Source organism: Microbulbifer magnicolonia, assembly GCF_035117725.1.
GTDB lineage: Bacteria > Pseudomonadota > Gammaproteobacteria > Pseudomonadales > Cellvibrionaceae > Microbulbifer > Microbulbifer magnicolonia.
The window spans coordinates 1,947,523-1,960,048 of the sequence record NZ_JAYEFD010000001.1; the positions used below are offsets into that span (position 1 = coordinate 1,947,523).

A 12,526-nucleotide genomic window follows, 5' to 3' on the forward strand; every position below is an offset into this window, starting at 1 on the left:
AAGGATGGCGGGGCCTATCAACCCGCCACCCCCAAGAGAGCGCATTAGCTATTTAAGCGTCAGAAGCGCCAGTTTGCCGACGCGCTGACGTTGCGCGGCGCGGCGTAGAAGCCCTGGTCCCAGTAGAGCGAGCTGATGTACTTCTCGTCGGTCAGGTTCTTGCCGTTCAGCGCGAAACTCAGCTGCTCGTTCACGCGATAGTTGGCGAACAGCTGCAGGGTGGCGTAGGCCTCCTGCTCGATCAGGTGACCGGCACTGTGCGTGCGCTGTATGTCGTCCTGCCAGCTGATGCCGCCGCCCACTTTCAGCTGCTGCAGCATCGGCGGGCAATAGCTGGCGAACAGGCGCAGGGTCTGGGCCGGAATGTAGTCGCGGTTCAGGCCGTTGCCCTCCCGGTTCTCGATATCCACATCGGCGTAGCTGAAATCCACCTGCAGGCCATCGCTGAGCTGGCCGCTCAGGGTCAGGTCGTAGCCCTTGCTCTCGTAGTCGCGGCCCTCGTAGACGTCGATCAGGATCTGGTCGTTGACGGGGTCTTCCACCTGGCCGGCATATTCCGCCACATTGGCCTGCTCGGTCTCATAGTAGGAGACGGTGGCAATCAGCTTGCCGTCGAAGAACAGGCCCTTGGCACCGATCTCGTTATTGGTGCCCTCGGTGGGATCGATGAAGGTCAGATCCACCGCGGTGTCGTCCTGCGGCATGAAGGTTTCGGTGTGGCTGGCGTACACGGAGAAGTTGTCGCCGATGCGATACACCAGGCCCGCATAGGGCAGCACCTTGCCGGTTTCCCTGGTGACCTTGCTGGTACCGTAACCGGTTCCCTTCGCTTCCCAGTCCACGACGCGGGCACCGCCGACGAGGCTCAGCGCATCGGTAATGTGGAAGCGGGTAGCGGCGTAGAGAGCGCTCTGCTCGTCGTCGAAATCACTGCCGGTGAGGCCGTCGGTAAACACCGGGCGCACCGGGGTCTGGCCGTTCCACTGGGTGAAGTCGCCGATCCAGGGGAAGCCGTTGGTGTAATCGTAGAGGGAAGTTTCTTTCACGCTGCCCTCGGCCCAGTTGTAGCCGAACAGGACATCGTGCTCACGGCCCAGCAGGCTGTAGTTGCCGGTCAGGCGCAGGTCGAACAGGTCGCGCTGCTCCTCGAGCGTGTACTCGCTGGCGTAGCCGATCAGGCCCTCATCGGTGGCGGCATCCGGCAGGCTGTACATATACAGCAGCTCGCTGTCGCCCTCGATGTCGCTGTGGATGTAGTAGACCTTGGCCTCCCAGCCGTTGGCGAACTCGTGCTTCAGCTCGGCGAAGACCTCGCTCTCGATGTTGTCCCAGTAGGCCCACTCGGCGGAGGTGGAGGCAGAAACATCGTAATCGGTGGGTGTGCCGTCGCTGTAGACCAGCGGCAGTGCGCCCCACAGCGGGCTGTCGGCCTCGCTGCTCTGGTAACTGGAACCGACGGTCAGCTGCGTCGCTTCGCCCAGGTTCTTTTCCACCACGCCGTAGAGCGCGGTCTTGTCCATGCCATAGAAGTCGAGGTAAGACTCGCGGTCTTCCTTGGCCACTACCATGCGGCCGCGCAGGCCATCGGTGAGGGCGCCGGAGGCATCCGCTTCCAGGCGCGCCCTGTTCCAGGAACCGGCGGTGGCGCCCAGGGAAAGCTGGAAGTCTTCGGTGGGGCGCTTGCGCACCATGTTGACGGTGGCGGAGGGGTTGCCGGCGCCGCTCATGAGGCCGTTGGCACCGCGCACTACCTCGATCCGCTCATACAGGGCGGTATCCGTCTCACCATCCCGGTTGCCGTAGGTGGCGGGCACACCGACGCCATCCACCTGGAAGTTGGTGACATCGAAGCCCCGGGATGAGTAGTAGGTGCGGTCCGTCTCGACGCTCTCCACCTGCAGGCCCGGCACCGCCTGCAGGGCGTCGTTCAGGCTGTACAGTTTGAAATCTTCCATCTGCACGCGGCCGATGGCGGACACCGACTGCGGTGTCTCCAGACTGGAAAGCCCCAGACCGGTGGCGGTGTCCATTTCCTCGATCAGATAGGACTCGGTGGCCTCGCCGGTGACCTCGACCGTTTCGATTGCCCCCCCGGTTTCCGCCCAGGCTTGAGCGTTCGCCAGACATAGAGCCACCGCGAGCAGTGTGGGGCGAGCCAGTACGCGCTTGTTGTTCGTCACAATCCATTCCCCTTGTGAATTTTGCGCGCATCTTAAGGGGATGAAACACTAAATGCAACAGATTATCATTTAGATTTGCACTTTGTGCGACTTTGAGACGTAACAACTACACTTGGGGATGGCATTCCCATCTAACAATCAACCGGAGGCTCCCCCTATGCCCATCGCCCCTCACGATCTGGAACTGGACTTCCCCGAATATGCAGAGACCATCCAGCGGCTACAGAACGAAGATCTCCAATTCAAAGAAGAAAGCGACACCTATCACAAACTGGACAAGCAAATCCGGGGGTTACAGGAAAGCGGCATAGGCACCGACGACGAGCACTACTCCACCCTGAAAAAACAACGCGCCTACCTCAAACAACACCTCTACCACCGCATCACCAACAGCGCGCAAACCCGCCATTAATCCGGCAACGATCAACCCGGTAATGCTTTTGCCAGGTTGATCGTTACCGCAATGACGGCTGCCGGGTTAATCGTCATTCGCTGGACTCGCCGAGTACCATTGCGCAAACTGCCGCTTTTCCGCACGGAGCGAATGGCGCCATGAAACTCTACTTCACCCACGCCTCCCCCTATGCGCGCAGCGCGCGAATTGTCGTGCGCGAGCAGCGGCTCGAGGACCGGGTCAGCGAGGAAATATCCCACCCGTTCGACAACGCCGAGGACTTCATCGCCAGCAATCCTCTGGGCAAGGTGCCCTGCCTGAGTCTGGCCGGTGGTGAGGCGATCATGGACAGCGAGGTGATCTGCGCCTATCTGGACAGGGAACTGGGTGACGGCCGTCTGAGCCGGGCACTCGAGGCGGACTGGAACCTGAAAACCTTCTACAGCGTCTGCTCCGGCCTGCTCGACACACTGGTGCTGCGGCGCCTGGAGAAAGTGCGGGAGAAAGAGGGCCTGCGCTCGGATTTCTGGTGGCAGCGCTACGAGAGTGCGACATGGCGCACCCTGGACTACCTGGAACAGCGCGCCGGCCAGCTGACCGAGCCGCTGAACCTGGCCCATATCAACCTGGCCTGCGCCCTCGCCTACCTGGATTTCCGCCACGCCGACATCGACTGGCGCCGCGGGCGGCCGCAATTGAGTCAACTTGCCGGGCGTTTGGAAGCCCGCGACAGTTTCATTGCGACCGCGCTGCGCGAATAACGCCTGAACCCGCAGCGGCGGATCAGATTGCCGGAGCGGGAAGGTGCCGCTGTCGCCAGGCGGCGAATTTTTTCAGTACCTTGTGCGGGTGCTCGGTATACCAGCCGTAGCCGAGCGTCCGCTCCCGCGACAGCTCGCGGATATCGTAGTGGACGCTGCCATCGCGATCGCCGAACACCGGCCTGTCGCTGCCGACTTCGTAAAAACGCGCCCACAGCGGACCGGCATTTTCATCCGGCAGCAGCTCCCGGTATTCCTCCCCGGCCTTTTCCCAGCGGTAGCCGCGGATCTGATTCTTTTGAAACCAGTCGTGGGCGCTCACTATGACCCGCGCAACATTTTCCGACGGCTGTTCCAGCTCCATCAGGAAGAGCACCAAGTCCGCGCTTTCGCGCGTGGCCAGCGCTGCCGGTTCGAAGGCCCTGGCGGCGGCGGGCGCGAGCGTCTGCGGGTCGTGCTGGGCGCCCCAGATGGTGGCGCGGCCGCCGCTTTGCACCTGGGTGTCCACCAGCATTTGCAGGGCGCGGCTCAGGCCGTCCGCGGCGCGCTGGCGCAGCGGCCCGGGCAGAAATTCCAGGCCCTCGTCGCCCCGCGCCACCGCGTTGACAATGCGCAGCAGGTCGCTGATTACCTCGTCGTTAAACGTGATCAGGTCGTGGTACTCGCCGCGCAGCGGAAAGGACTGCGGCCAGCCGCCATGCGGATACTGCGCCAATAGAATCAGATGCAGCGCGCGCTCGGCGGCATCCGCATAGCGCTTGTCCTTGGTGGCCGCAAAAGCTTTCGCCATCACCCAGAACTGGGTGCTGGTGGCGCCGTTGTCGAAGGTGGGAATATAGTTTTTTGACACGCCATAGACCTGGCCCGGCCTGCGCGGCGCCGCGCCCATGTCCGTGCGCTTGGACCAGCCGCCGGACGGGGTCTGATAGCTCAGCACATTATCCGCGATACGCCTGCCCGCTTCCGTGCGGTAGAAGTCCACCGGTTGTTTCGGATCGAAACCGAAGCGCTCGGCATAGGCAGCCGGCAGCGGCTTCTCCAGCCCGGCCCGCCGCAACTCCGCGATGAAATGCTGCCGGTCCAGCTGTAGCAATTGCCGGGACTGCTCGCGATAGTCGGCCAGGGTTGCGGCCGGCCGCAGTTGATCGGGGCTTTCCGCGCTGCAGGCGGTGCCCGCCAGGGACAGCAGCGCGGCCAGAAACAAGCGGTAGATACTCATTATCCGGGACTCTCTGTGGCTCACTTATTATTTTTTCACGACATGGTGGAAGCACCACATTGTCAGGCAGGATTATGACATTGGTAAGGCCAATATCGCCAGTGTCGATATCGACCGCTGGGAATTGCGCCGAGAGAGGGGCGCTCAGTGCGAATACGCCATCCATAGGGCCAGCGAGCCGACCAGCAGCAGCGCCACTGCCCAGATCAGGTCGAAATTGATCCAGCTGCTGCGCAGTACCGCGAGCCCCAGCTTGCGGTACACGATCCAGGCGACGACGCCCATCACCAGCAGCATGGTCAGCGTGTGCAGGCCCACCGCGGCGAGCATGCTGAATCCCCCGGGCAGCGCGTGCCCGCCGTGATGCGCGTGCGCCTGGTCACCCGCGCCGAGCAGCGCCGGCACCAGCATCAGCCCGGCGCCGTGGGCGCTGGCCATCAGAAAAGACCAGAGCAGCAGATCGCCGGCCCCCACCTTCATGCCCACCCAGCGCGGGTGGCGGTAGTAGTTGAACAGCTTGTACAGACCGAACGCCAGCAGTGCCAGCGCACTGAATTTCTGTACCGTCGCCAAGGGAACGAACTGCAGGCCGGCCAGCACCAGCAGCACCACGGCGATGATCGCCAGCGCGTGCCCCAGCGCAATCGGCAGCAGCGACAGCCAGATCACCCGCTCGCTGCGCTGCTGCAGGCCGAGGGTCAGCGCGAACAGCCAGCCCATGCCCGGGTTCAGGCCGTGAAAGGCGCCGAACAGCACCATCGCTAGCCACATCTGCCAGTCGTCAGGAAGGGTAACAGTAGGAATCGGTAGATGCGTCACCACCTTCCAGCCTTACCTGGTGTACCCGGGTCTCGCCAAAATCGATAAAGAAGTCCTCGTCGAGGCTGATGCCGCCATTCGGATCCGCATCCGCCTTGACCATCCAGCCGGTCATCTTGTCCGGATAGAACTGGTCGTCCCAGGTGCTGTACAGCGAGTTGGTGAAATAGACGCGACGCCCGTCGCGGCTGATTTCCACCATCTGCGGCGCGCCGAGCAGTGGGCCCTCGGCCTTGGGGTGTCCCTTCTTGTTCACGACGCCGCCGATCGCCACCTTGCCGGTGAGCTTTGGCTTGTGCGGGTCGGTCACGTCGTACTGGTGCAGCTCCCCGGTGCCCCAGCAGGCGACGTACAGGAAGCGGTCGTCGAGGGACAGGTCGATATCCGACACCAGCGGCGGCACCGCCTTGAAGCCCTTCAGCAGGTCCGGCAGATCCTCTTCCTCGGCGGGTACCGGCGGGATGGTAATGACTTTTTTCATCTGCCACTTGTCCTTTTCCCGATACCAGAGCCAGATGGATGCGGACAGGTCCTCGGTGCTGACCACCACACCGGCAAAGCCGTAGGATTCCCGCGGGTCGTGGGCCGGGCGCAGCTCCAGCAGCATCTGGTGCTCGGCGCCGATATCGATGCTCTGCTCCAGTCTGCGTTTGCGCAGGTTCCAGAAATGGATGCGGTGGCCGTATTTGTTGCCGAGCAGATCCTCGGCCACCAGGCCGTTTTCGAACTGCGACGGCTTGCCCCACTCGCTGCTGATCAGTACATCCTCCGCCAGGTGCCACCAGAAATCGTAGGCCAGCATCTGGTCGCCGCGATGTAGCTCCCAGGGGCCGATCACTTCGAAACTGAAGTGGTCGAGCATGAAAATACCGCCGGGGCCGTTGTCGCCATTGACGGAGCCCATGGCCGAAATGTAGATGGCGTCGGGACCGCAGTGCACCGTGTGCGGGCGGCTGTAGCCGGACTTGGCCATCACCTCTTCCGGTTCCAGTGTCTTGACGATCTGCGGTTTCAGCGGATCCGGCTTGGTGTCGATCACGTAGATACGCGAACTGCGCAATCCCGGCACTATCAGGTAGCGCCGCTCCAGATGCGGGTGCGGCGCATAGGGGCACAGGGCCGAACTGCAGGCGTTCCAGCCGAAGTGGTGCAACTCGTCGCCCACATGCGGCAGCTCCAGCGTACTGACCACCTGGCAATAGGTGGCGGACTTGGGATCGAGATCCACGACACAGATGGCGTCGGGTTTGTCGGCACCATTCGGATTCAGCGCCGCGACATAGGCGTGACGCTCGGGCGGCGCCTGCATCGCCATCCTGGCGGAAGGGTAGAAAGAGGGATCCGGTTTCCACAATGCCATGCTGATGCTCCCCGTGCTGGACTGGCGCGGTCATTCATTCGATTTTTGGCAGTATAGTGACCGGCCCCCTCCCGCACTCGGCGCGTTGGGCAAGAGAAAATAATACGGGCGCCTAAATTCGATGAAAACGAAGCCTGTGCCCCAGCACGGACCCGCGGCATTTATCGACGATTCATGCGCAAGAATAATGGCGGGGCATGGCCCGCGCGGACTGTTGATGTACCCCAAGTTCCGCTTTGAGTAGGTGCGGTGGCGGCAAAGCACTGGGAGCGGCATTTCGAAAACGCATAAATACGTCCCTGTAGCTCCGTCGGGTACGTCCCTGTACCCGACGGTTTCGAAATACCGCTCCCAGCACTTTGCCTTAATTTCCGGCAGAAGGTCTTCGTCAGCGGCGTGACGGCGCAATGCCCCGCGAATAAAAAGAGTGAACGTCCCGCCCCGAAACCTGCAAACCTGTTTCGGCACGGGACTGTGCGTGGGGACTATTCGCTCTCCTTCAGATGGCGGTCGAAGAAATCCTTGATCATGTTGTACTGATGGATGCGGGTCTGCTTGCCGCGCAGGCTGTGCTTCTTGCCCGGGTAGGTCATCAGCTCGAACTGCAGCCCCTTGTCCTGCATCTCCTTGATCAGTCTGGTGGTATTGGTGAACAGCACGTTGTCGTCCGCCATGCCGTGGTAGACGAGCAGCGGGCCCTTGAGACCACCCACGTAGGGGAATACCGAGGAGGCCTCATAGGCCTTGCCATCGCGAGTCGGGTTGCCCATATAGCGCTCGGTGTAGTGGGTGTCGTACAGGGACCAGTCGGTTACCGGCGCGCCGGAAACCCCCGCTTTGAAAAAGTCGCCGGCCTTGAACATGCTCATCAGTGCCATATAGCCGCCGTAGCTGTGGCCGTAGACACCGATATTGTCGCCGTCCACATAGGGCAGAGAACGCAGGAATTTCACACCGGTGACCTGGTCCTCGACTTCCGGCTTGCCCATATTTTTGTAAATGGGATTCTCAAACTCGGTGCCGCGATGGGCGGAGCCGCGGTTGTCCAGGGTGAAGACGATATAGCCCTGCTGCGCCATGTACTGGTTGAATTCCCGGTCCCAGCTGTTGGTCACCAGCTGCGCGTGCGGGCCACCGTACAGGAACACCATGACCGGGTAGCGCTTGTTTTTGTCGAAGCCCGCCGGTTTGTACATGCGGTAGTAGAGCCTGTGCCCCTGCGGCGCGTCGATGGAGCCGAATTCCGGCGCTATCCAGTCTTTCTTGTACGGATACAGCGGGTGCCCCTCGACCACCGCGTTTTCCTCGAGCCAGGTGACCTGTTCGCCGCTGGCCTTGTGCAGGCTCACCTGGGACGGCGTGGTGATATTGGAAAACTTGTCGATATAGCCGGAGCCGTCTTTGGCGAATTCGATTTCATGCGTGCCGGTGCGCCTGGAAATCTTCCGCACCGAATTCGCGCCGTCCAGCTCGACCGCATACAGGTGGCTCTCCAGTGGGGTGTCCTTGCGGCCGGTGAAATAGACCACGCCATCCTTTTCGTTTACGGAAGCCAGTGCATCTACGGCCCAGTCGCCTTTGGTCAGTTGTTTCAGCCGCTTGCCGTCGAGGCCATAGAGATACAGGTGCTTGAAGCCGTCGCGCTCGGACGACCAGATAAAGCGGTCGCTGTCTTTCAGGAAGCGCAGGTCGTCGTGCAGGTTGACCCAGGTATCGCTGGTTTCCGTCAGCAGTTTGCCGCTCTTGCCATTGTCCAGGTTGAACAGGCGTAGTTCCAATTTCTGCTGATTGCGATTCTGCCATTGATAGGTGAGCAGATTGTCCCGCGCCCATGCCACGCGCGGGATATAGATATCCTGGTCTTTGCCCAGGTCGACCCAGCGGGTGTTGCCCGTCTCTACATCCATCACCCCCAGTTTGATCTGCACGTTCGGGCGGCCGGCGGCGGGATAGCGCTGCTGGATCATCTCGATGCGATCCGCATAGATTTCGCTGCGGGTGACTTCATCCACCGGTGACTCGTCCACCTGCAGATAGGCGATATGACGATCGTCCGGCGACCACCAGTAGCCGGTCATGCGGTCCATCTCCTCCTGGGCGACGAACTCGGCCATGCCGTTCTTGATCGGGCCCTTGCCGTCGCGGGTGAGCTGGTGCTCCGTGCCGGTCTGCAGGTCGACGACAAAAATATTCTGGTCGCGGATAAACGACACATAGCGGCCGGCCGGCGATACGCGAACATCGGTTTCAAACGCCTCTGTCTCGGTCAGGCGCCGCGCGGACTTCTTGCCCAGGTCGTAGTAGTAGACGTCGCCGGCGAGCGGGAACAGCAGGGACTTGCCGTCGTCGGACCAGGTGTACTCCATGATGCCGCTGCCATAAATACGCTGGCGCTCGCGCCGCGCCTTCTCCTCATCCGACAGCACCTCCTCACCCTTGTGCAGGGAATCGGAGTTCACCAGTATCCGGCTTTTGCCGGCGGCGATGTTGTACTCCCACAGGTCGTAGCGGTCGTAGTCCTCCTCGCGGCCTTTCAGGAAGGTCACGCGGCTGCCATCCGGAGAGTACTCCAGCGCGCGCGGCGAGGTGCCACTCAGGGCGGGATCGGAGAATATTCTCTCGATAGTCAGCTGTTCAGCAGAACAAATGCCGGCAAATGTGCAGCCGAGCAGAAAAAGCAATTCTCGCTTCATACAACATCTCTTTTTTCTAATTTACAACTTCTCTAGAGCAACTCTCGCCGCCGGTCCGGATTCTACAACGGTTTGGCAGATCTGGCCCGCAACCCGGGTTCCCGGCCCACCGTTCGAATCAGTTGATAAAAACATCGCAAATTATGCGATTTATCTGTGCGGGTCCCGCACCTATGATGCCGCCCATGACTTCTTTTACAGGAGGGTCACGATCATGGACTACATCAGAAAGGCCGACGCCCGCGGGCGCGCAAACTTCGGCTGGCTCGACAGCCGCCACACCTTTTCCTTCGGCAGCTACTACGACCCGCGACACATGGGTGTCTCGGTGCTGCGGGTGATCAACGACGATACCGTCAAGGGCGGTACCGGCTTCGGCGCCCACGGCCATCGGGATATGGAGATCATCTCCTACGTATTGGAAGGCGCGATCGAGCACCGCGACAGTGCCGGTAACCACTTCGTGGTCCCGGCCGGCGAGGTGCAGCGCATGAGCGCCGGCTCCGGCATCCAGCACTCGGAGTTCAATGCGTCGCGCACGCAACCGCTGCGCTTCCTGCAGATCTGGATAGAGCCGGACGTGATGGGCATTGCCCCCAGCTATGAACAGGCGCGGATCGAACAGCGCGGCCAGCTGACACCGCTGGTCACCCCGGACGGCCGCGATGGTTCCCTGCGCCTGCACCAGGATGCGAGCCTCTACCGGCTGCACCTGCAGCCCGGGGAGCGCTTTACGCTGCGCAGTGGCAGCCGCGCCGGCTACCTGCATGTCATCGAGGGCTCGGCGGACGCCGACAAGACCCGGCTCGCCGCCGGCGACGGCGCGGGCATGACCAGGACCCGCGAGCAGACCCTGGTCGCCGGCGCCAAGGGACTGGAAGCACTCTGGTTCGACCTGCCGCGCGAATAGTCGTGGATTCGCTGCTCGCCTCCCCGCTCTTCTGGCTGCTGGCGCTCGTCGGCGTGACCCTGACCGGCATTTCCAAATCCGGATTTGCCGGTGGCGCCGGCGTCGTCGCGGTGCCGCTGCTGGCGCTGGTGACGCCGGTGCCGCTGGCGGTGTTCCTGATGCTGCCGCTGCTGCTGGCGATGGATATCAAGACCATCCAGTACTATCGCCAGCACACCAGCGTTGCCGAACTCAGGAAAATCGTGCCGGCCGCCCTGGCCGGGATCGCCGCCGGCGGCCTGCTGCTCGGCAGGATGCCGGTGGAGGCGCTGAAAATACTGCTCGGCGGCCTGTCCGTCCTGTTCGCACTCTGGCACCACCTGGCGCCGCGGCTCGGGGGCATGCGCGGCGCAGCGTGGCTGTGGGGCGGAATCAGCGGGCTGACCAGCACCCTGATCCACGCCGGCGGGCCGCCGATCAATATCTACCTGCTGGCGCGGCGCCTGCCCAAGCTGACCTGGCTGGCGAGCGCCGGCATATTCTTCGGCATCATGAATGCGGTCAAACTCATCCCCTACCTGATGAGCGGACGCTGGACGCCCGGGTTGTTTGCGCTGTCGCTGCTACTGCTACCCATCGCCATCTTCGGCACCTGGCTCGGCCGGCGCATACAGGGGAAAATTTCCGAGTCCCAGTTCGCCCTGTGCTGCCGCGCGCTGCTGCTGGCCTCGGGGCTGCTGCTGATAACCCAGGCGCTAATTGTGCGAGCCTGAGTGTTCAGGGACTCGCAGCGGGGCTAAACTGATCAGAATAGCCCACGCAAGCGCGAGTCTCATGGCCAAACTTCCGCTGCAAATCGAAATCGTCTCCGATATCGTCTGCCCCTGGTGTGTAATCGGCTATCTGCGCCTGCGCCGGGCCCTGCAAAATTACGCAGACCGCCTGCTGCCGGAAATCCACTGGCTGCCATTCGAACTGAATCCGCAGATGCCGACAGAGGGGGAAAACCTGCGCGAGCACCTGGCCAATAAGTACGGCACCACGCCGCAGCAGAGTATCGAGGCGCGCCAGCGGCTGACGGACCTGGGCGCGGACGTCGGCTTTACCTTCAATTACAGTGATGACATGCGCATGTACAACACCTTCAACGCGCATCAGCTGCTGCAGTGGTCCAAAGCCTATGATCGCGAAACCGAACTGAGCCAGCGCCTGTTCAACGATTTCTTTCGCGAGCGCAAGAATGTCGGCAATATCGAGGTGCTGGCGGACGCCGCCGCGGCCATCGGCCTGGACGGGCAGGAGGCGCGGGAAGTGCTGAAGAACCAGACCTACGCCGGCGCTGTGCGCGAACTGGAAAAGCTGATCACCAGCCAGGGCGTCAGCGGCGTACCGCTGTTTATTTTCAATCGCGAGTATGCGATCAGCGGCGCCCAGGAAGTGAGTACCTTCGAACAACAGCTGCAACAGCTGCTCGACGAGACCAACCCCGAATAACAACATCGCCAAAGAGAAGAATTCCATGGCCAGGCACACAGCTTTCGCCGCTATTTGCGTCGGCATTTGCGCCGCTGGGGCAACATTGGGCGGCTGTGACAGGCCGGCCGAAACCGCAGCTCCGGCGGATGTATTTCTCGCCAATGTCGCCGAGTACTGCGGTAAAGCCTTCAGCGGGCGGGTGGTCGCCAACGAGCCGCCGGCAGACGCGGACCCGTTCGCGGACAAAAACCTGGTCATGCATGTGCGCGGCTGCGAGCAGCCGAGCCGCGAACTGCGCATCCCGTTCCACGTCGGCGACGACCGCTCGCGCACCTGGATCCTGTCCCGCACCGACAGCGGCCTGCGGCTGAAACACGATCACCGCCACGAGGATGGCAGTGAGGACAAGGTCACCATATACGGCGGAGACACCGTCGACAGCGGCAGCGCCACACGCCAGGAATTCCCGGTGGACAGGGAATCCGTAGCCCTGTTCCAACGGGAGGGGCTGAAGGCCTCGGTCGAAAATACCTGGGCGATGGAAATACACCCCGGGAACATCTTCGCCTACGAACTGACGCGCCCGGGCGGACGCAAATTCCGCGTGGAGTTCGATCTCACCGAGGCCACCGAACTGCCCCCGCCGCCCTGGGGACACGAATAGCCCTGCCCCACCGGCGGGCGTCATTAACAATCGTTTACCGAACTTAACCCAACGCCCCGCCGCAGTCGTGG

Annotated in this window: 11 protein-coding genes; 6 read left to right on the plus strand and 5 right to left on the minus strand. The window is 62.1% G+C overall.

All coding sequences use genetic code 11. From position 1 onward, the window contains the following. Positions 1-59: 59 nt before the first annotated feature. Positions 60-2,180 (minus strand): TonB-dependent siderophore receptor, encoded by a 2,121-nt coding sequence (locus RRF64_RS08510; protein ID WP_323845405.1) that lies wholly within the window; start codon positions 2,178-2,180, stop codon positions 60-62. Between the two features lie 157 nt (positions 2,181-2,337). Here RRF64_RS08510 and RRF64_RS08515 point away from each other — a divergent pair, with 157 nt between their 5' ends. Further along, positions 2,338-2,592: an HP1242/YdcH family protein gene (locus RRF64_RS08515; protein ID WP_323845406.1), complete on the plus strand. Its 255-nt coding sequence runs from the start codon at positions 2,338-2,340 to the stop codon at positions 2,590-2,592. A gap of 140 nt (positions 2,593-2,732) precedes the next feature. Next, entirely contained in the window at positions 2,733-3,335 is a 603-nt protein-coding gene (locus RRF64_RS08520) for a glutathione S-transferase (protein ID WP_323845407.1), read from the plus strand. Positions 3,336-3,357: 22 nt separating this feature from the next. Here the strand turns inward: RRF64_RS08520 and pelA are convergent, their stop codons facing one another. From pelA to RRF64_RS08540, 4 genes are all read right to left on the minus strand, one after another. Next, entirely contained in the window at positions 3,358-4,554 is a 1,197-nt protein-coding gene (pelA, locus tag RRF64_RS08525) for a pectate lyase (RefSeq protein WP_323845408.1), read from the minus strand. Positions 4,555-4,698: 144 nt separating this feature from the next. Further along, complete coding sequence (locus RRF64_RS08530) at positions 4,699-5,325, minus strand: hypothetical protein (RefSeq protein ID WP_323845409.1); 627 nt, start codon at positions 5,323-5,325, stop codon at positions 4,699-4,701. Between the two features lie 10 nt (positions 5,326-5,335). Continuing rightward, positions 5,336-6,733: a selenium-binding protein SBP56-related protein gene (locus tag RRF64_RS08535; protein ID WP_323845410.1), complete on the minus strand. Its 1,398-nt coding sequence runs from the start codon at positions 6,731-6,733 to the stop codon at positions 5,336-5,338. A gap of 485 nt (positions 6,734-7,218) precedes the next feature. Further along, positions 7,219-9,426, minus strand: coding sequence for a S9 family peptidase (locus RRF64_RS08540; protein WP_323845411.1), 2,208 nt, complete (start codon positions 9,424-9,426; stop codon positions 7,219-7,221). Positions 9,427-9,640: 214 nt separating this feature from the next. Between RRF64_RS08540 and RRF64_RS08545 the strand changes: the two genes are divergently transcribed. From RRF64_RS08545 to RRF64_RS08560, 4 genes are all read left to right on the plus strand, one after another. Beyond that, positions 9,641-10,336, plus strand: a complete 696-nt coding sequence (locus RRF64_RS08545; protein ID WP_323845412.1) for a pirin family protein — start codon at positions 9,641-9,643, stop codon at positions 10,334-10,336. 2 nt (positions 10,337-10,338) lie between these two features. After that, positions 10,339-11,088, plus strand: a complete 750-nt coding sequence (locus RRF64_RS08550) for a sulfite exporter TauE/SafE family protein (RefSeq protein ID WP_323845413.1) — start codon at positions 10,339-10,341, stop codon at positions 11,086-11,088. Between the two features lie 61 nt (positions 11,089-11,149). Beyond that, positions 11,150-11,809 carry a DsbA family oxidoreductase gene (locus RRF64_RS08555; RefSeq protein ID WP_323845414.1) on the plus strand — a complete coding sequence of 220 codons (660 nt, stop codon included), beginning with the start codon at positions 11,150-11,152 and terminating at the stop codon, positions 11,807-11,809. Positions 11,810-11,834: 25 nt separating this feature from the next. After that, positions 11,835-12,455, plus strand: coding sequence for a hypothetical protein (locus RRF64_RS08560; protein WP_323845415.1), 621 nt, complete (start codon positions 11,835-11,837; stop codon positions 12,453-12,455). Positions 12,456-12,526 lie beyond the last annotated feature (71 nt).